Below are 19,340 nucleotides of genomic sequence, written 5' to 3' on the forward strand. Positions count from 1 at the left end.
AATTTATATTATTACCGTGAAGACACGGCTTTCTGGAGAACGTGCGCCGACTATGCCTGAACATGCCCGTTACGACCTACCGAGTAAATCTGGCGACCAGCGCCAGCTTGGCGAACTGACCGGTGCCGCCTGCGCGACACTGGTGGCAGAGATCGCTGAACGTCACGCCGGTCCGGTGGTGCTTATCGCCCCGGATATGCAAAATGCGCTGCGTCTGCACGACGAAATCAGCCAGTTCACCGATAATCTGGTGATGAATCTCGCCGACTGGGAAACGCTGCCTTACGACAGCTTCTCCCCGCATCAGGACATTATCTCCTCACGCCTGTCGACGCTGTACCAACTGCCAACTATGCAGCGCGGCGTACTGATTGTGCCGGTCAGCACGCTGATGCAGCGCGTCTGTCCGCACAGTTTCCTGCACGGCCACGCACTGGTGATGAAAAAAGGCCAGCGCCTGTCACGCGATGCGCTGCGTAATCAACTCGAAAGCGCGGGCTATCGCCACGTTGATCAGGTGATGGAGCACGGGGAGTACGCCACCCGCGGTGCGTTGCTTGATCTCTATCCGATGGGCAGCGAGCAGCCTTACCGCCTCGACTTCTTCGATGATGAAATCGACAGCCTGCGCGTCTTCGACGTCGACAGCCAGCGCACGCTCGAAGAAGTGGACGCCATTAACCTGCTGCCCGCGCACGAATTCCCGACCGATAAAACCGCTATCGAACTGTTCCGCAGCCAATGGCGCGATAAATTCGACGTCAAGCGCGATGCCGAACATATCTATCAGCAGGTCAGTAAAGGCACGCTGCCTGCCGGTATTGAATACTGGCAGCCGCTGTTCTTCAGCGAACCGCTGCCGCCACTGTTCAGCTACTTCCCGGCCAATACGCTACTGGTTAATACCGGTGATATCGACGCCAGCGCGAGCCGCTTCCAGGCCGATACCCAGGCGCGATTTGAAAACCGCGGCGTCGACCCGATGCGTCCGCTGCTGCCGCCTGCCCAACTTTGGCTGAAAACGGATGAGCTAAACAGCGAGCTGAAAAAATGGCCGCGCGTGCAGCTCAAAACCGAGAGCCTGCCGAAAAAAGCGGCCAATACTAACCTCGGCTTCCAGTCGCTGCCGGAGCTTGCCGTTCAGGCGCAGAACAAGTCACCGCTGGAGAGCCTGCGTAAGTTTATCGAGTCCTTTACCGGCCCGGTGATTTTCTCGGTAGAGAGCGAGGGGCGTCGTGAAGCGCTGGGGGAACTGCTGGCGCGCATTAAGCTTGCGCCGAAACGCATCCAGCGTCTGGATGAAGCCACCGGCAACAACCGCTATCTGATGATTGGCGCCGCCGAGCATGGTTTTATCGATACCCAGAATAACCTGGCGTTAATCTGCGAAAGCGACCTGCTTGGCGAGCGTGTAGCGCGCCGTCGTCAGGACGCGCGTCGCACCATTAACCCGGACACGCTTATCCGCAACCTGGCGGAGCTGCACATTGGCCAGCCGGTGGTCCACCTGGAGCACGGCGTCGGCCGCTATGCCGGGATGACCACGCTGGAAGCGGGTGGTATTACCGGCGAGTATCTGATGCTCACCTATGCCAGCGACGCCAAACTGTACGTGCCGGTCTCCTCGCTGCACCTTATCAGCCGCTACGCGGGCGGTGCGGAAGAGAACGCGCCGCTGCATAAGCTGGGCGGCGACGCCTGGACGCGCGCGCGGCAGAAAGCCGCCGAGAAGGTGCGCGACGTGGCGGCCGAGCTGCTGGATATCTACGCCCAGCGCGCCGCCAAAGAGGGCTTTGCCTTCAAACACGACCGCGAACAATATCAGCTGTTCTGCGATAGCTTCCCGTTTGAGACCACGCCAGATCAGGCGCAAGCAATTAACGCGGTGCTGAGCGACATGTGCCAGCCGCTGGCGATGGACCGTCTGGTGTGCGGCGACGTGGGCTTTGGTAAAACTGAAGTCGCCATGCGTGCCGCCTTCCTTGCGGTTGAAAACCACAAGCAGGTTGCGGTACTGGTACCGACCACCCTGCTTGCCCAGCAGCACTACGACAACTTCCGCGACCGCTTCGCCAACTGGCCGGTGCGCATCGAGATGCTGTCCCGCTTCCGTAGTGCCAAAGAGCAGACGCAGATTCTGGCCGAAGCCGCCGAGGGTAAAATCGATATTCTGATCGGTACCCACAAGCTGCTGCAAAGCGACGTTAAGCTGCGCGATCTGGGTCTGTTGATTGTTGATGAAGAGCACCGCTTTGGCGTTCGCCATAAAGAGCGCATCAAGGCGATGCGTGCCGACGTTGATATTCTGACCCTAACCGCCACGCCAATTCCGCGTACGCTGAACATGGCGATGAGCGGCATGCGCGACCTGTCGATTATTGCTACCCCACCGGCCCGCCGTCTGGCGGTGAAAACCTTCGTGCGCGAGTACGACAGTCTGGTGGTGCGCGAAGCGATTCTGCGTGAAACGCTGCGCGGCGGTCAGGTTTACTACCTGTTCAACGACGTTGAAAACATTCAGAAAGCTGCCGATAAGCTGGCAGAACTGGTACCGGAAGCCCGTATCGCCATCGGCCACGGGCAGATGCGCGAGCGCGAGCTGGAACGCGTGATGAATGATTTCCACCACCAGCGTTTCAACGTACTGGTGTGTACCACCATCATCGAAACCGGTATCGACATCCCAACCGCCAACACCATTATCATCGAGCGGGCGGACCACTTCGGTCTGGCCCAGCTGCACCAGTTGCGCGGTCGCGTCGGTCGTTCGCACCACCAGGCCTACGCCTGGCTGCTGACGCCGCATCCGAAAGCGATGACCACCGACGCGCAAAAACGTCTGGAAGCCATTGCGTCGCTGGAAGACCTCGGCGCAGGCTTTGCGCTGGCGACCCACGACCTCGAAATTCGCGGTGCGGGCGAACTGCTCGGTGAAGATCAAAGTGGCTCCATGGAGACCATCGGTTTCACGCTGTATATGGAGCTGCTGGAAAACGCCGTCGATGCGCTCAAAGAGGACCGCGAGCCATCGCTGGAGGATTTGACCAGCCAGCAAACCGAAGTCGAACTACGCATGCCGTCGCTGCTGCCGGATGATTTTATTCCTGACGTCAACACCCGCCTGTCGTTCTACAAGCGGATCGCCAGCGCGAAGGGCGAGAACGAGCTGGACGAAATCAAGGTTGAGCTGATTGACCGTTTCGGCCTGCTACCGGACGCCGCGCGCAACCTGCTGGATATCGCCCGTTTACGTCAGCAGGCGCAGAAACTCGGGATCCGCAAGCTTGAAGGCAATGAGAAAGGCGGCGTGATTGAGTTTGCTGAGAAGAATCACGTTAACCCGACGTGGCTGATTGGCTTACTGCAAAAGCAACCGCAGCACTATCGTCTCGACGGCCCGACACGCCTCAAATTCTTCCAGGATCTGAGCGAGCGTAAAACGCGCATGGAGTGGGTGCGCCAGTTTATGCGCCAGCTTGAAGAGAACGCGGTCGCCTGAGTCTCTTCGTTACGGGCCCGGCAGGCGTAGCGCCGCCGGGCCATCTCCACCAGTTATCCCTTCTCCCCCCGTCATTCTCTACTGAAAAACCGTTTCACTTTCTATCATTACCCGGCTTACTTTTGTTTACATATGAATAAAAATGCGTATATTTCTCATTTGCATTTGTTTTCAATTGCGCATTGGCATTTTTTATCAATCGTGGCCATAGAGCTGCGGATCACAACAACACTCGTAAGATTAAGGGTTTACCATGTCTCTTGTTTTCACTACCCGGGATAGACGTACCGCTCCTTCTCTCGTGGCCGTCGGCATTGCGCTGGCGCTTTATCCTCATCTGGGGCACGCCGCCACGGATAACAAAGATGACACCATCATCGTAGAAGGCAGCGATGAAACCAGCCCGGAGTCGCAGCAGCAGGATTACAGCGTCAAAACCACGACCACCGGTACCAAGCTACTACTGATACCGCGCGATATTCCGCAGTCCGTCAGCGTTGTTAGCCAACAGCGAATGAAAGATCAGAATCTGAATTCAATTGGTGAAGTATTAACCAACACCACCGGCGTGACCGCACAAGTACAGGATAGCGACCGTACCGTGTTCTACTCTCGTGGCTTTTTCGTCAGCAACTATGCCTACGATGACCTGCCGACGTCGATAAGCGAAGTATGGAACTTCGGTGACACCACCACCGATACCGCGATTTATGATCGTATCGAAGTCGTTCGTGGTGCCACCGGCCTGATGAGCGGCTCTGGTAATCCATCAGCCTATGTCAACATGGTGCGCAAACATGCCGACAGCCGGGAGTTTCAGGGCAACGTTTCGGCCACCTACGGCAGCTGGGATAAGCAGCGCTATGTATTGGATCTACAGGCACCGCTGGTTGAGTCCGGTAACGTGCGCGGGCGCATGATTACGGGCTATCAGGACAACGACTCATGGATGGACAACTATCACTATCAGAAAAAATTTCTCTACGGCGTTGTTGATGCCGACCTGACGGATATGACCACGCTGTCGGTAGGCTACGAATATCAGGAGAGCACGACCGATGACCCGACCTGGGGCGGCCTGCCAACCTGGTATAGCGACGGCAGCAGAACGCACTATAACCGCAGCGACACCGTCGCGCCGAACTGGGCTTATTCCGACAAAGACAGCAAAAAAGTGTTCGCCAACTTTACCCAACGCTTCGACAGCGGCTGGGAAGCCCATATCAACGGCATGCACACCGAAACCAATTTCGATACCAAAATGATGTACATGTACGGGTACCCCGACAAAGAGACCGGCAACGGCATGGTCGGCTACGGTGGCTGGAACCGGGGTGAGCGCAAACAGGATGCGGTGGATGCTTTCCTGCGCGGTGGTTACGAGCTGTTTGGTCGCCGTCATGAGCTGATGTTTGGCGGTAGCTTCAGCCGCCAGCGGAACCATTACGATAACTCCGTGCCTGCCACCGCAGGTACGATGGTTGACGTGGGCAGCTTCAATAACTGGAACGGCAACATTGCCGACCCGCAGTGGACACCGTGGAAGTTCTACAGCAAAGACGATATACGTCAGTCCTCGGCATACACCTCTACGCGTATTTCGCTGGCAGACCCACTGAACCTGATCCTTGGCGCACGTTATACCAACTACAACATCAAGTATAACCCTGCTGGTGCTCCCACAACGTTTCTTGATAGCACCAAGAGTGACGTCACACCCTATGCAGGCCTGGTTTATGACATCAATGACACCTGGTCGGCCTACGCCAGCTATACCACCATTTTCCAACCGCAGGATAAACGCGATGCCAGCGGTCGCTACCTTGATCCAACCACCGGGAAGAGCTACGAAGCCGGTGTGAAAGCCGATTGGTTTAATACGCGCCTGACAACCTCACTGGCGGTATTCCGCATTGAACAGGATCATGTGGCAAGCAGCACTTCCGATCAGCTGCCAAGCGGAGAGTCTATCTACGAATCGCTGGACGGCGTGGTCAGCCGAGGGGTCGAATTCGAACTGAACGGCGCGCTGACCGATAACTGGCAGTTGACCTTTGGCGCAACCCGCTATGTCGCAGATGACAAAGACGGTAAAGCGGTGAGCTCCGATCAGCCGCGCACGACGCTCAAGCTGTTCACCCGCTATCAGTTGCCAATGGTGCCCGAGCTGACGGTTGGCGGCGGCGTTAACTGGCAGAATAAGATCTGGAACAACGTCAGCGACGGTCCGAAGGGGGCTGACTATATCGAACAGGGCAGCTACGGGCTGGTGAATCTGTTTAGCCGTTATCAGGTAACCAAGCAGTTTGCCCTGCAGGCCAACATCAATAACCTGTTTGATAAGAAGTACTACGACTACGTGGGTTCGTATCTGGTTTACGGTGCGCCAATGAACGTCTCTATCTCGGCAAGCTACGATTTCTGATAATAACCGGTTCCCCGGGCTACATAGAGCCTGTAGCCCGTCCAGGCGAAGCGCCGCCGGGATTGACTCCCATCTCACAGACGTAAAAAAGGCAGCCATTCGGCTGCCTTAGTCTCCCCAATTTTACGACCTCGTAATCAATTAGTGATTACGAATATAGTCGTCCATCTCGGTTTTCAGGTTATCGGATTTAGTACCGAAAATCGCCTGAACGCCGGAACCCGCAACCACCACGCCCGCAGCGCCCAGTTTTTTCAGGCCAGCCTGATCAACTTTCGCTACGTCGGCTACGCTCACGCGCAGACGGGTGATACATGCATCAAGGTTCGTGATGTTTTCTTTACCGCCGAAGGCTGCAATCAGCGCCGGAGCCATCTCACTGGTTGCGGTTGCTTTGGTGTCTTCAGTGTTATCTTCACGACCCGGAGTTTTCAGGTCCAGTGCTTTAATCAGCACGCGGAAGACAACGTAGTAAACGATCGCATAGCAAATACCGACGATTGGGAACAGCCACAGTTTGCTGCTGTTACCGGACAGTACGATAAAGTCGATCAGGCCGTGAGAGAAGGAGGTACCGTCACGCATACCCAGCAGGATACAGATCGGGAACGCCAGACCAGCCAGAATCGCGTGGATGATGTACAGAATCGGCGCAACGAACATGAAGGAGAACTCGATCGGCTCGGTAATACCGGTCAGGAACGAGGTCAGCGCTGCGGAGATCATGATACCGCCCACTTTTGCACGGTTCTCTGGTTTAGCAGAGTGCCAGATGGCAATCGCAGCAGCCGGCAGGCCGTACATTTTGAACAGGAAGCCGCCGGACAGTTTGCCCGCAGTCGGGTCGCCTGCCATGTAGCGAGGGATATCACCGTGGAATACCTGGCCTGCGGCGTTGGTGTATTCACCAATCTGCATCTGGAATGGAACGTTCCAGATGTGGTGCAGACCAAACGGCACCAGGCAGCGCTCGATGAAGCCGTAGATACCAAACGCCACAACCGGGTTCTGGTAAGCAGCCCACTGAGAGAAGGTCTGGATAGCAGTACCAATTGGTGGCCAGATTAAGGACAGGATCACACCGGTAAAGATAGCGGCCAGACCTGAGATGATCGGTACAAAGCGCTTGCCCGCGAAGAAGCCCAGGTATTCTGGCAGCTTGATGCGGTAGAAGCGGTTGAACATGTACGCAGCAATTGCACCGGAGATAATACCGCCAAGAACACCGGTATCAGCCAGGTGTTTAGCAGTGATTTCTTCAGCCGGTAAATGCAGTACCAGCGGCGCAACCACAGCCATGGTTTTCACCATGATGCCATAAGCGACGACTGAGGCGAGTGCGGATACGCCATCGTTATTGGTGAAGCCTAATGCTACACCGATAGCGAAGATAAGCGGCATGTTAGCAAAAACAGAACCGCCTGCTTCTGCCATAACATGAGAGACGACGGCTGGCAGCCAGCTGAAGTTTGCGGAACCGACGCCCAGCAGGATACCTGCGATAGGCAGCACGGAAACCGGCAGCATCAGCGATTTACCGACCTTCTGCAGGTTAGCAAATGCATTCTTAAACATAATTAGGAGTGCTCCTGAGTATTTGTACTTTTGTTATACACGTTGTGTATATCTACGTTTTCACGCATTGGTGAGAGGGGAGAGACTCACCAGGGACAGGACATCTAAGTGCCCTTTTTATTTATTACACAGAGTAAAATAATTCACTCCGGTTTTGTTTGACGGCTATCACGTTTCAAAGAGCTATAGCGCAAAATCTTAATCTTCTTTACATAAAACGTGTCTGTATGTTTCAGAAATAACATTCACCGCCACTTTTATGGCGGTGAACTGTACTCGCTTTGTCTATTAATTACGAGCAATAAAATAAGCTATGAAATCAGGCAGATTGCAGGCGGGATGGGGCGATGTGGAAAAGGCGGGCGAAGTTATCTGTCGTCTGCAGCGCAAGCTGTTCAAGGCTTACGCCCTTCAGCACCGCCATGTACTCTGCCACGTCTCGAACCATCGCTGGCTGGTTCTCTTTACCACGATGCGGTACCGGAGCCAGGTACGGGGAATCGGTCTCAACCAGCAACCTGTCCAGCGGTACATAGCGTGCGGCATCGCGAAGCTGCTCCGCATTACGGAAAGTGACAATGCCGGAAAACGAGATATAGAAGCCCATATCCAGTAGCTTACCCGCCGTCTCTCTATCTTCAGTGAAACAGTGTAGTACACCGCCGCAATCCGTCACCTTTTCTTCCTGCAGGATGGCCAGGGTATCGGCACGCGCGTCGCGGGTATGAACGATGACCGGCTTGTTCAGCTCGCGGCCAATCTGAATGTGCTGGCGAAAAGAGAGCTGCTGCTGCGCTTTGGTTTCCGGGGTGTAGAAATAGTCCAGCCCGGTTTCCCCCATTGCGACCACACCCTCTTCCGCCGCCAGACGACGCAGTTCTTCAACATCGTACGGCTCGTCCTGATTCAGCGGGTGAACGCCGCAGGAAAAGACCACTTCCGGGCGATTGCCCACCAGCTCACGCATGCTGCGATAGCCAGGAATGGTAGTGGCGACTGCGAGGGCAAAACGGACGTCGCGCGCGGCGGCTTTCGCCATCACATCGTCAACGTCTTTGTGCAGGGATTCATAATTAAGGCCATCAAGATGGCAATGCGAGTCGACTAAAAACATGATGTCTCTCTTAGAGGTGGGATACTGGCAGTACCACACCAGGTTGCAAATACTGTTCCCAGCGCAGCAGGCGCTCGGTGAGGATCAATTCTCGGTTCAGCCCCGTCACGCTCAGCAGCTGCTCGCGGCAGGTGCAGGCATCGGCGGCTATCACCTGTAGGCGGGAAGCGGATAGCATGTTCGCCAGTTGATGTACTAAGCCAAGGCTATCGGCGTTGGTCAGCCGCGTAATGCGCTGTTGATGCTTCAGCGCGTCCAGCAGCAGCGACGAGAACCAGTGCAGACGCGCCACGACTGAATCATGGTTCAGCGTCGGCAAAAGCGCCAGCCAGTCACCGCTGGTTAAGGTGGCGCTCAGCGCCTGGCAGAGCTTTTCGCGCGCGCCCCAACTTTCTGGAGACAGCAGTTCCAGCGCGGCCGCTGGCGCATGGTCGCACAGGCGCAGCGCGGTGAGCAGCGTCTCTCGCGGCTGGCTGATTTCTCGCTCCAGCCACGCCAGCGCATAGGCTTCGCTCGGCGGCGCCAGATGAAAAGCGCGGCAGCGACTGCGCAGCGTCGCCAACAGGCGAGCTGGCTCTTCACAAGCGAGGAAGAACCAGGTGTTCTTCGGCGGCTCTTCCAGCGTTTTTAACAACGCGTTGGCGGCGGCTTCGGTCAGCAGTGCCGCATCGGCAATCCACACCACCTTCGCCCCGCCAAGGCGTGAATGTTCATACAGCTTTTCGCTGGTGTCGCGCACCGCATCAATGCCCAACGTGCTTTTGCCTTTCTCCGGCTGCAGCACGTAGTAATCCGGGTGCGTCCCCGCCTGCATCAGCTGGCAGCTATGGCACTGACCGCAGCTTTTATGGCCGTCGGGGGTCTGGCACATCAGAAAACGGGTGATGGCGTAGGCCAGTGAATCAGCCCCCATTCCGCCGCGCGCCTGAATCAACAGCGCGTGGTGACCCCGTCCGGCCTGGTAGCTTGCGACAAGCTGCTCAAACGGTGGGCGTAACCACGGATACCATTTCATGCCTGCTGCTCCGCAACCCAGGCGGTGACCGCCGCACGGATATCGTTCATCACGTTGTCCAGCGGCTGGGTGGCATCGACAGTAATAATACTGCTATCTTCCGCCGCCAGCTCCAGATAACGGGCGCGGGTGCGGTTGAAGAAGTTCAGCGACTCCTGCTCAATACGGTCGAGGTCACCACGCGCACGGGCACGCTTCAGGCCCACTTCCGGCGTCACGTCGAGATAAATAGTCAGGTTCGGACGAAAATCGCCAAGCACCGTATTGCGCAGCGTCGACAGCATCTCTCTATCGATACCGCGACCACCGCCCTGATAGGCCTGAGTCGAGAGATCGTGGCGATCGCCAATAACCCACTTCCCGCTCGCCAGTGCTGGTTTGATCACCGTTTCAACCAGTTGCACGCGCGCGGCGTAGAACATCAGCACTTCCGCTTTATCGGTAATCACTTCGTCGCCGACTGATTTGATGTCCAGCACCAGGCTGCGCAGTTTTTCTGCCAGCACGGTGCCGCCCGGTTCACGGGTGAACAGCAGGTCGTTTACGCCGAGGTTGCGAAGCGTTTCGACAACCACGTCGCGAGCGGTGGTTTTGCCCGCCCCTTCCAGTCCTTCAATGACGATGTAATTACTGCGCATTTTTATCCTTTAGCACTTTCAGGTAATCCTGTACCGAGCGGTTATGGCTCGCAAGATTGGTATTAAACGTATGCCCGCCTTTGCCGTCGGCCACAAAATAGAGGTACGGCGTTTTTGCCGGATGCGCGGCGGCATTCAGCGAGGCTTCGCCCGGGCTAGCAATCGCGCCCGGCGGCAGGCCAGAAATCGTGTAGGTATTATACGCGGTCGGGGTCTCAAGATCCTTACGGGAAAGCTTTCCATCGTAGCGCTCACCCATACCGTAGATAACGGTCGGATCGGTTTGCAGACGCATGCCGATGCGCAGGCGGTTGATAAACACCGACGCCACGCGGTCGCGCTCTTCTGGCACTGCGGTCTCTTTCTCAATGATAGAGGCCATCGTCACCAGCTGATTTTTGTCGTTATACGGCAGGTTCTCCGCTCGCCCTTCCCAGACTTTATCGACCTGTGCGACCATTTTCTGGTGCGCGCGCTTGAGGATGGCGACATCGCTGGTATTGGCGGTGTACATCCAGGTGTCAGGCCAGAACCAGCCTTCCACCCATTCCGGGTTATTGAACTTAAGCGCTTCGGCTACCGTGGCGTATTTATCATCGCTCAGCGTGTGTTTGATGTACGGCGCTTCACGTAGCTGCTTGAGATAGTCGCTGAGGCGCATCCCTTCAACAAAACGCAGCGGGAACTGCGCCTCTTTGCCGCTACCCAGCAACTGCAGCATTTCACGCACAGTCATCTGCGGCGTGAAACGATAGGTGCCAGCCTTAAAGTGGGAAAGCTCTGGTTCAAGACGCAGCAGCCACTGGAAGACCCGTGGACGGTTGATCACTTTCTCGGCGTAAAGTTGGTCGCCCAGCGCCAGTCGCCCGGTGCCGGTTTTTAGCGTAAAGACCGTCTCGTCTTTAATCAGGAGCGTACTGTTGGCGAGCTGTCGGACTTTCCACACGCCAATACCGGCGGCAATGCCCAGAATAACCAACAGTAACAAAACTACGCGTAACATTTTCTTCATGCTAATCAGGCGACTCACAAAGTGGGGCTAGAAATTGGTAAAGTTCGCGGGCAGACCACTGCTGCTCCGCATAGTGCTGAACGGGGACAAGCGGCATCAGCGCGTTACAAATAAGCACTTCATCCGCATCCGCTATCGCCGTCAGCGGCGCATTCACTTCGACAACGCGAAACGCCGAGCGTGCCAGCTGCGCAATAATAAACTGGCGCATAATCCCATCCACTCCGGCCTGGTCAAGGCGCGGCGTAAACACATCCTGCCCGCAGCGCCAGAACAGATTGGCGGCACAGCATTCCGTAAGCCACCCGTCGCTGTCAAGGACAAGGGCCTCATCGGCCGTCGTCTGCTCAAGATGAGAACGAATCAGCACCTGCTCGAGGCGATTGAGATGCTTAAGACCCGCGAGATACGGGTTACGTCCAAGCGTTACCGGGCTGAGCGCAAGAGTGATCCCCTCCGCTTTCCAGCGCGCGTAATGGGCTGGTGCAGCCGATGTCGAGAGTATCCGCGTCGGCGTCTGGCAGGCGCTGCCGCTATAGCCACGGCCACCTGCGCCACGGCTAAGAATGATTTTGAGCACCCCATTTTGCAGGCGCTGCGCCAGCATCATCATCTCATCGCTGAGCGTTGACCATAATTCGAAGGGAATAGCCAGCCGCTGACAGGCGGATTGCAGGCGAGCGATGTGCGCAGGCAGAAGCTGCACCCGGCCGTTGACCACTCTGGCGGTGGTAAAGCAACCGTCACCAAACTGAGTAGCGCGATCGTTCACCGCGAGCGTGTTCTGCTCGAGGCCATTAATCAAGAACATAGCGGCTCCTTATTGATGGTCGGGTAGTGTCGCAGGATGAAACGCGCTGAACAAGCAGAGAAAGCTGAATAAAAAAAGGCCCGACATGCGGGCCTTCATCGATGCGTTGTCTGATAGCGCGTCGCCATCAGACAATCAGGCTCAGACCTTTTTGAAGATCAGTGAACCGTTGGTACCACCAAAGCCGAAGGAGTTACACAGGGTGTACTCCATACCGCTGACCTGACGCGCTTCGTGAGGTACGAAGTCCAGGTCACAACCTTCATCCGGATTATCCAGGTTGATGGTTGGCGGAACGGCCTGATCGCGCAGTGCCAGGATGGAGTAGATAGATTCTACTGCGCCTGCAGCACCGAGCAGATGGCCGGTCATAGACTTGGTGGAGCTGACCATTACGCGGCTCGCAGCGTCGCCGAAGACAGACTTAACGGCCTGCGCTTCTGCTTTATCGCCCGCTGGCGTAGAGGTCCCGTGGGCGTTCACGTAACCAATCTGGCCCGCATCAATGCCCGCGTCGCGAATAGCGTTAACCATCGCCAGCGCTGCACCTGCGCCGTTTTCCGGCGGTGAAGTCATGTGGTACGCATCGCTGCTCATACCGAAGCCAACGACTTCAGCATAGATTTTCGCGCCACGTTTTTTCGCGTGCTCGTACTCTTCCAGTACGACCATACCTGCGCCGTCACCCAGCACAAAGCCATCACGCTCTTTATCCCACGGACGGCTCGCCGCCTGCGGGTTATCGTTACGCGTAGACAGCGCACGCGCCGCACCGAAACCACCAACGCCCAGAGGGGTACTGGCTTTTTCAGCGCCACCGGCAACCATCGCATCCGCATCGCCATAAGCGATGATACGCGCGGCCTGACCGATGTTGTGCACACCGGAAGTACAGGCGGTCGCGATGGAGATGCTTGGCCCACGCAAACCGAACATGATGGTCAGGTGACCTGCCACCATGTTAACAATCGTCGACGGAACGAAGAACGGGCTGATCTTACGAGGACCACCATTCACCAGAGAGGTGTGGTTTTCTTCGATAAGACCGAGACCGCCAATACCGGAGCCAATAGCGGCGCCAATACGGTGAGCGTTCTCTTCCGTAATTTCAAGGCCAGAATCCTGCATGGCCTGAACGCCAGCGACAATTCCATATTGAATGAAGGCATCCATCTTGCGCTGTTCTTTGCGCGAGATAATGTCATCACAGTTAAAATCCTTTACTAAGCCAGCAAATTTGGTTGCATAGGCGCTAGTATCGAAATGGTCGATCAGGCTGATGCCACTCTGACCGGCAAGGAGAGCTTTCCAGGTAGACTCTACGGTATTGCCGACAGGAGACAACATGCCCAGTCCGGTCACAACTACACGACGCTTAGACACGTTTGTCCTCCAGGGAGGGATAAAATAGATACTTGTGGGACAAAAAGATAAAACTCAGGCGGTCGAATGACCGCCTGGAGATGTTCACTTACGCCTGGTGACCGTTGATGTAATCAATGGCAGCCTGAACGGTGGTGATTTTCTCAGCTTCTTCGTCCGGAATCTCAGTATCAAACTCTTCTTCCAGAGCCATTACCAGCTCAACGGTGTCAAGAGAATCTGCGCCCAGGTCTTCAACGAAGGAAGCATTGTTGGTCACTTCTTCCTGCTTAACGCCCAGCTGTTCGCCGATGATTTTCTTAACGCGTTCTTCGATAGTGCTCATACTCTTAAATTTCCTATCAAAACTCGCTTTCGCGATGGTTTTCGTAGTGTATAAAATGTTGAAAAATTTGCAACTAAATCCCGGCAGGTCGTACCACGATTTTACGCTATTTTGAGGGTGTTTGCCCTCATAACGCAAATGATTTTGCACTAATCATGCTCAGACATACGTAGATTGCCCGTTGTCTGAGCACTTTGTGCAAAACGCAATCAGACCATGTACATCCCGCCGTTTACGTGCAACGTTTCACCAGTGATGTAACTTGCTTCGTCGGAGGCCAAAAATGCAACCGCACTAGCGATTTCATTTGGAGTGCCGAGGCGCCCCGCAGGAACTGCCGCCAGTGTACCCGCACGCTGCTCATCGGTCAGCGCACGCGTCATGTCCGTTTCAATAAAGCCCGGAGCAACAACGTTCACAGTAATACCGCGTGACGCAACTTCACGCGCCAGTGATTTACTGAAGCCGATCAGACCCGCTTTCGCCGCAGCGTAGTTAGCCTGACCTGCATTTCCCATGGTACCAACCACAGAACCGATAGTGATGATACGCCCATGACGCTTTTTCATCATAGCGCGCATTACCGCTTTTGACAGACGGAAAACAGATGACAGGTTGGTTTCGATGATATCGTTCCACTCGTCATCTTTCATGCGCATTAACAGGTTATCACGAGTAATCCCGGCATTATTGACCAGAATGTCGACTTCGCCAAATTCCGCGCGGATATTTCCGAGAACAGATTCAATAGATGCCGGATCGGTCACATTCAACAGCAGACCTTTACCGTTCGCACCCAAATAATCGCTAATCGCCTGCGCGCCGCTTTCGCTGGTCGCAGTACCGATAACTTTCGCGCCGCGAGCGACGAGAGTTTCAGCGATTGCGCGGCCAATACCGCGGCTTGCACCCGTTACCAGTGCAATTTTTCCTTCAAAGCTCATGCTTTCCTCTTTATTGCGCAAGTGCCGCTGACAGGGCAGCCGGCTCGTTAATGGCCGATGCAGTCAGGGTATCTACAATACGTTTGGTCAGACCGGTGAGGACTTTACCCGGACCAACTTCATACAGATGCTCTACACCCTGGGATGCCATAAACTCCACAGTTTTGGTCCACTGAACCGGGCTGTACAGCTGGCGAACCAGCGCGTCGCGAATCGCGTCGGCATCGGTTTCGCACTTCACGTCGACGTTGTTCACAACCGGAACAGTCGGCGCGTTAAAGGTAATTTTCTGCAGCTCAACGGCCAGTTTCTCGGCAGCAGGCTTCATCAGCGCACAGTGGGATGGCACGCTAACCGGCAGCGGCAGCGCACGCTTAGCGCCCGCTGCTTTGCAGGCGGCACCTGCACGTTCAACCGCTTCTTTGTGACCGGCGATAACCACCTGGCCCGGCGAGTTGAAGTTAACCGGAGAAACCACCTGGCCCTCCGCAGACGCTTCGCACGCTTTAGCGATAGACGCATCGTCAAGACCGATGATAGCAGACATGCCGCCAGTGCCTTCCGGTACCGCTTCCTGCATGAATTTGCCGCGCAGTTCAACCAGACGCACCGCGTCAGCGAAAGCGATAACGCCCGCGCAAACCAGCGCAGAGTATTCGCCCAGGCTGTGACCGGCCATCAGAGTCGGTGCTTTACCGCCCTGCTGCTGCCACAGACGATACAGGGCAACGGAAGCGGTCAGCAGCGCAGGCTGAGTCTGCCAGGTTTTGTTCAGCTCTTCAGCAGGCCCCTGTTGGGTCAGCGCCCATAAATCGTAGTCCAGCGCTGCGGAAGCTTCATGAAAAGTTTCTTCAATAACCGGATAGGTTGCTGCCAGTTCAGACAGCATGCCTACCGCCTGTGAACCCTGACCCGGGAACACGAAAGCGAATTGCGTCATGTTTATAATCCTTATACTTAGAAACGAACCAGCGCAGAGCCCCAGGTGAACCCGCCACCGAAGGCCTCGAGCAGCACCAGTTGACCGCGTTTAATGCGACCGTCGCGTACCGCTTCGTCAAAGGCACAAGGCACGGAAGCGGCGGAGGTGTTGCCGTGACGGTCGAGAGTGACCACGACATTGTCCATCGACATGCCGAGCTTCTTCGCCGTCGCGCTGATAATACGTAAGTTCGCCTGGTGCGGCACCAGCCAGTCCAGTTCAGAACGGTCGAGGTTATTCGCTGCCAGCGTTTCATCAACGATGTGCGCCAGTTCAGTCACCGCGACTTTAAAGACTTCGTTACCCGCCATCGTCAGATGGATGGAGTTTTCCGGGTTAACGCGATCGGCGTTCGGCAGCGTCAGCAGCTTACCGTAGCTCCCGTCTGCATGCAGATGGGTAGAGATGATGCCCGGCTCTTCAGATGCGCCAAGCACCACGGCGCCCGCGCCGTCACCGAAGATAATGATCGTGCCGCGATCGGTTGGATCGCAGGTACGTGCCAGCGTATCGGCACCGACCACCAGCGCATATTTCACTGCGCCCGTTTTGACGTACAGATCGGCCACACTCAGCGCGTAGGTGAAACCTGCGCACGCTGCCGCGACGTCAAATGCCGGTGCGCCTTTCACGCCCAGCATTTCCTGAATCTGACAGGCTGCACTTGGGAAAGCGTGGGTAGCAGAAGTGGTAGCCACCACAATCAGCCCCAGTTCGCTGGCTTCAATGCCCGCCATTTCCAGCGCGCGTTTTGCCGCTTCGTAACCCAGCGTAGACACGTTTTCATCAGGGCCAGCAATACGGCGCTCACGGATACCTGTACGGGTGACAATCCACTCGTCAGACGTATCAACCATTTTTTCCAGATCGGCGTTAGTCCGCACTTGCTCAGGCAGATAGCTGCCGGTACCAATAATCTTCGTATACATGTACGCTCAGTCACTTTTCGCTAATATAGCCGCCCTATTCAACCATCGGGGCGCTGGCGCTATCGGTTGCCAGCTTCCAGAGTGTCGAATCCTGCGGGGTATACGGATTCCAGGCGAGCGGCAATTCGCTGAGGAACTTGTCGCTGCACCGCCTGCACTGCCTGTTCTATAGCGATCGCAAAGGCTCGCTGATTGGCTGCACCATGACTCTTAATCACCGTGCCGCGCAATCCTAACAGACAGGCGCCATTATACTGGTCGGGGTTGAGGTGACTGAATCGCCTTGTCAGGCTTTTTTGTAACCAACGCTTTAATAAAAACAGCCACCACGACCGTTTTTTCCCTTCACTCTGTGATTTCAGCAGCGAGAGGAAGACTCTGACAACCCCTTCCATCGTCTTTAAGGTGACGTTACCTGTGAAGCCATCGCAAACCAGCACATCGGTTTTTCCCGTCAACAGTTCATTGGCTTCAAGATAGCCGATATAGTTGAGGGAAGAGATTGTTTTTAACACTAATGAGGCATCACGAATACTATCATGCCCCTTAATCTCTTCTTCACCGATGTTCAGTAGCGCAACGCGCGGGTTTTCAATTCCCAGCACGTCTTCGGCCATGACCGAACCCATGACGGCAAACTGCACCAGCATGTTACTGTCGCAATCCACGTTGGCACCGAGATCCAGCACCACCGTTTTGCCCTTTTGCTGATGCGGCAGAACCGTCACCAGCGCCGGGCGCTCAATCCCCTGAATGGGCTTGATCAATAATTTTGCCAGCCCCATCAGCGCCCCGGTGTTTCCGGCGCTGACGCAGGCTTCGGCCCGCCCTTCTTTCACCATCTCAAGCGCCACGCGCATTGAACTACCGCGGCTATGGCGGATAGCATGCGAGGGCCGTTCATCACTGGCAATAACCGACTGGGCAGGGATAATCTGCAAACGTGAACGTTGTTCAAAGTCAGCTTTGGCAAGTAATGGCGTAATGTCGTCGGGATTACCGACTAAAAGAAGTGAGAGTTGCGGATTAGAACTCAGTGCCTGCAATGCTGCAGGCACTGTCACGGAAGGGCCAAAATCGCCCCCCATGACATCTAACGCCAGGGTTAGACGTGTCAAGGTATCGTCGCCGCTTGGTTTGGGTTTCCCCGCGTTAACGGGGAAATTCCTCACTAAGCTTCATCACGCTTTCGCGTGATTACTTAGCGATTACCTTACGGCCACGGTAGAAACCGTCGGCAGTGATGTGGTGACGCAGGTGTTGTTCACCAGAAGTTTTGTCTACAGACAGGCTGGTGACTGCGGTCAGAGCGTCATGGGAACGACGCATGCCACGTTTGGAACGGGTTGGTTTATTCTGTTGTACGGCCATGGACCTTACTCCTCAATTACTTTTGCTTTAAGCTGGCTAATACGGCAAATGGGTTTGGCTTCTGTGCCTCTTCAGGCAATTCACCAAAGACCATGTCCGCCTCGGACACTTCACAGTGTTCAGAATCATGCACCGGAACTACCGGCAAGGCGAGGATGATTTCATCTTCAACCAACGCCAGCAGATCGATTTCACCGAATTCGTTAACCTCAATCGGCTCATACGCTTCCGGGAGTGCCTCAACCTGATCATCATTTTTGACCGGGCTGAAACAATACTTTGTGTAGACATGATGAGTAAACGGTTTCCCGCAACGCTGACATTCTAACGATACCGTTACCTTCGCATCACCGGTCAGAACCGCGAGGCGTTGGTTATCGATATCGAAGGACATTTCGCATTCTACATCACTGTCCACACTGACTACGGACGCGGCGACGCGCTCCGCCTGATCGGGGGTATAGATACCCTGGTAATCAAGGCGTTTTTGAGCCGTACGAACCGGATCGAGAGTCAGGGGTAATTTTACCTTTTGCATAGGGCGCGCATATTAACTTTGTAACGTCATAGAGTCAAAGAAAAAGGCAGCCTCAGGTTGCCTTTTGCCAATAATTCGCACACATTGCGGCCTATAGTTTAAAATGTCGGAATCTAATTCGCTACCGTCTATTTAAAAAATTATGCCTGAATTGATTCTTGCTTCGACATCCCCCTATCGCAAACAGCTGCTCGAGAAACTCGGCCTGCCCTTCGAGTGCGCCGCCCCCGAGGTCGATGAACTACCGTTACCAGGCGAAACCCCACGCAGCCTGGTCCTGCGACTGGCGCAGGCCAAAGCCCAGGCGCTGGCCGTGCGTTTCCCTAACCATCTGATTATTGGCTCTGACCAGGTCTGTTTGCTCGATGGAGAAATCACCGGTAAACCGCACACCGAAGAGAATGCTCGCCTGCAATTAAAAAAGGCCAGTGGTAATGTGGTGACGTTTTATACCGGGCTGGCGCTGTATAACTCCGCCAATGGCCAGCTACAAACGGAATGCGAGCCGTTCGACGTTCATTTCCGCCATTTAAGTGAGCAAGAAATCAACGCCTATATCCGTAAAGAAAATCCGCTCAACTGCGCTGGAAGCTTTAAAAGCGAGGGGTTGGGGATTGCATTATTTGACCGCCTTGAAGGGCGCGATCCGAACACGCTGATTGGTTTACCGCTGATTGCCCTGTGCAAAATGCTCCGTCGGGAGCGCTTTAACCCGCTGGCAGATTAGTGCATTTCCGGCGTCGCTACATTTGGGATAGGTAGCCCGGCCGAGCGCAGCG

At 55.4% G+C, this 19,340-nt stretch carries 17 protein-coding genes; 3 read left to right on the forward strand and 14 right to left on the reverse strand.

What is annotated here, in order from left to right; genetic code table 11:
- Positions 1-52 precede the first annotated feature (52 nt).
- Together mfd and fhuE are read left to right on the forward strand one after the other, a co-directional pair.
- Positions 53-3,499, forward strand: a complete 3,447-nt coding sequence (mfd, locus tag HII27_RS02465) for a transcription-repair coupling factor (protein ID WP_185666401.1) — start codon at positions 53-55, stop codon at positions 3,497-3,499.
- Positions 3,500-3,752: 253 nt separating this feature from the next.
- Complete coding sequence (gene fhuE, locus HII27_RS02470) at positions 3,753-5,924, forward strand: ferric-rhodotorulic acid/ferric-coprogen receptor FhuE (protein ID WP_185666402.1); 2,172 nt, start codon at positions 3,753-3,755, stop codon at positions 5,922-5,924.
- Between the two features lie 141 nt (positions 5,925-6,065).
- On the opposite strand, the gene ptsG is transcribed toward fhuE, so the two are convergent.
- From ptsG to yceD, 14 genes are all read right to left on the reverse strand, one after another.
- The gene (gene ptsG, locus HII27_RS02475; RefSeq protein ID WP_185666403.1) at positions 6,066-7,499 is read right to left on the reverse strand and encodes a PTS glucose transporter subunit IIBC; all 1,434 of its coding nucleotides are present in this window, start codon (positions 7,497-7,499) and stop codon (positions 6,066-6,068) included.
- A 319-nt stretch (positions 7,500-7,818) separates the two neighbouring features.
- The gene (locus HII27_RS02480; RefSeq protein WP_185666404.1) at positions 7,819-8,613 is read right to left on the reverse strand and encodes a metal-dependent hydrolase; all 795 of its coding nucleotides are present in this window, start codon (positions 8,611-8,613) and stop codon (positions 7,819-7,821) included.
- A gap of 10 nt (positions 8,614-8,623) precedes the next feature.
- Entirely contained in the window at positions 8,624-9,628 is a 1,005-nt protein-coding gene (gene holB / locus HII27_RS02485) for a DNA polymerase III subunit delta' (protein WP_185666405.1), read from the reverse strand.
- Positions 9,625-10,266: a dTMP kinase gene (tmk, locus tag HII27_RS02490; RefSeq protein ID WP_185666406.1), complete on the reverse strand. Its 642-nt coding sequence runs from the start codon at positions 10,264-10,266 to the stop codon at positions 9,625-9,627. The genes holB and tmk overlap by 4 nt, the downstream gene beginning before the upstream one ends.
- Positions 10,256-11,278, reverse strand: coding sequence for a cell division protein YceG (yceG, locus tag HII27_RS02495; protein ID WP_185666407.1), 1,023 nt, complete (start codon positions 11,276-11,278; stop codon positions 10,256-10,258). Before yceG ends, tmk begins: the two co-directional genes overlap by 11 nt.
- Position 11,279: 1 nt before the next feature.
- Positions 11,280-12,089 (reverse strand): aminodeoxychorismate lyase, encoded by an 810-nt coding sequence (gene pabC, locus HII27_RS02500; protein WP_185666408.1) that lies wholly within the window; start codon positions 12,087-12,089, stop codon positions 11,280-11,282.
- A 141-nt stretch (positions 12,090-12,230) separates the two neighbouring features.
- Positions 12,231-13,472 (reverse strand): beta-ketoacyl-ACP synthase II, encoded by a 1,242-nt coding sequence (gene fabF / locus HII27_RS02505; RefSeq protein ID WP_185666409.1) that lies wholly within the window; start codon positions 13,470-13,472, stop codon positions 12,231-12,233.
- An 88-nt stretch (positions 13,473-13,560) separates the two neighbouring features.
- Positions 13,561-13,797, reverse strand: coding sequence for an acyl carrier protein (gene acpP, locus HII27_RS02510; protein WP_000103754.1), 237 nt, complete (start codon positions 13,795-13,797; stop codon positions 13,561-13,563).
- Positions 13,798-14,006: 209 nt separating this feature from the next.
- Entirely contained in the window at positions 14,007-14,741 is a 735-nt protein-coding gene (gene fabG / locus HII27_RS02515; protein WP_035894171.1) for a 3-oxoacyl-ACP reductase FabG, read from the reverse strand.
- A gap of 10 nt (positions 14,742-14,751) precedes the next feature.
- A complete protein-coding gene (fabD, locus tag HII27_RS02520) occupies positions 14,752-15,681 on the reverse strand; it encodes an ACP S-malonyltransferase (RefSeq protein ID WP_185666410.1) in 930 nt (309 codons plus the stop codon).
- 17 nt (positions 15,682-15,698) lie between these two features.
- The gene (locus HII27_RS02525; RefSeq protein WP_185666411.1) at positions 15,699-16,652 is read right to left on the reverse strand and encodes a beta-ketoacyl-ACP synthase III; all 954 of its coding nucleotides are present in this window, start codon (positions 16,650-16,652) and stop codon (positions 15,699-15,701) included.
- A 59-nt stretch (positions 16,653-16,711) separates the two neighbouring features.
- The gene (plsX, locus tag HII27_RS02530) at positions 16,712-17,770 is read right to left on the reverse strand and encodes a phosphate acyltransferase PlsX (RefSeq protein ID WP_185666412.1); all 1,059 of its coding nucleotides are present in this window, start codon (positions 17,768-17,770) and stop codon (positions 16,712-16,714) included.
- 79 nt (positions 17,771-17,849) lie between these two features.
- The gene (gene rpmF, locus HII27_RS02535) at positions 17,850-18,023 is read right to left on the reverse strand and encodes a 50S ribosomal protein L32 (protein WP_003036242.1); all 174 of its coding nucleotides are present in this window, start codon (positions 18,021-18,023) and stop codon (positions 17,850-17,852) included.
- Positions 18,024-18,039: 16 nt separating this feature from the next.
- Complete coding sequence (gene yceD / locus HII27_RS02540; RefSeq protein WP_185666413.1) at positions 18,040-18,561, reverse strand: 23S rRNA accumulation protein YceD; 522 nt, start codon at positions 18,559-18,561, stop codon at positions 18,040-18,042.
- A gap of 142 nt (positions 18,562-18,703) precedes the next feature.
- Between yceD and HII27_RS02545 the strand changes: the two genes are divergently transcribed.
- Positions 18,704-19,288 carry a Maf family protein gene (locus HII27_RS02545; protein WP_185666414.1) on the forward strand — a complete coding sequence of 195 codons (585 nt, stop codon included), beginning with the start codon at positions 18,704-18,706 and terminating at the stop codon, positions 19,286-19,288.
- Positions 19,289-19,340 lie beyond the last annotated feature (52 nt).

This window comes from Kluyvera sichuanensis, from assembly GCF_014218705.1.
Taxonomy (GTDB): Bacteria; Pseudomonadota; Gammaproteobacteria; order Enterobacterales; family Enterobacteriaceae; genus Kluyvera; species Kluyvera sichuanensis.

Coding starts and splice junctions, on each gene's coding strand:
- yceG (WP_185666407.1), bottom strand. CDS start 11,278: ATGAAGAAAATGTTACGCGTAGTTTTGTTACTGTTGGTTATTCTGGGC.
- pabC (WP_185666408.1), bottom strand. CDS start 12,089: ATGTTCTTGATTAATGGCCTCGAGCAGAACACGCTCGCGGTGAACGAT.
- fhuE (WP_185666402.1), top strand. CDS start 3,753: ATGTCTCTTGTTTTCACTACCCGGGATAGACGTACCGCTCCTTCTCTC.
- fabG (WP_035894171.1), bottom strand. CDS start 14,741: ATGAGCTTTGAAGGAAAAATTGCACTGGTAACGGGTGCAAGCCGCGGT.
- HII27_RS02545 (WP_185666414.1), top strand. CDS start 18,704: ATGCCTGAATTGATTCTTGCTTCGACATCCCCCTATCGCAAACAGCTG.
- fabD (WP_185666410.1), bottom strand. CDS start 15,681: ATGACGCAATTCGCTTTCGTGTTCCCGGGTCAGGGTTCACAGGCGGTA.
- ptsG (WP_185666403.1), bottom strand. CDS start 7,499: ATGTTTAAGAATGCATTTGCTAACCTGCAGAAGGTCGGTAAATCGCTG.
- HII27_RS02480 (WP_185666404.1), bottom strand. CDS start 8,613: ATGTTTTTAGTCGACTCGCATTGCCATCTTGATGGCCTTAATTATGAA.
- holB (WP_185666405.1), bottom strand. CDS start 9,628: ATGAAATGGTATCCGTGGTTACGCCCACCGTTTGAGCAGCTTGTCGCA.
- rpmF (WP_003036242.1), bottom strand. CDS start 18,023: ATGGCCGTACAACAGAATAAACCAACCCGTTCCAAACGTGGCATGCGT.
- tmk (WP_185666406.1), bottom strand. CDS start 10,266: ATGCGCAGTAATTACATCGTCATTGAAGGACTGGAAGGGGCGGGCAAA.
- HII27_RS02525 (WP_185666411.1), bottom strand. CDS start 16,652: ATGTATACGAAGATTATTGGTACCGGCAGCTATCTGCCTGAGCAAGTG.
- acpP (WP_000103754.1), bottom strand. CDS start 13,797: ATGAGCACTATCGAAGAACGCGTTAAGAAAATCATCGGCGAACAGCTG.
- mfd (WP_185666401.1), top strand. CDS start 53: ATGCCTGAACATGCCCGTTACGACCTACCGAGTAAATCTGGCGACCAG.
- yceD (WP_185666413.1), bottom strand. CDS start 18,561: ATGCAAAAGGTAAAATTACCCCTGACTCTCGATCCGGTTCGTACGGCT.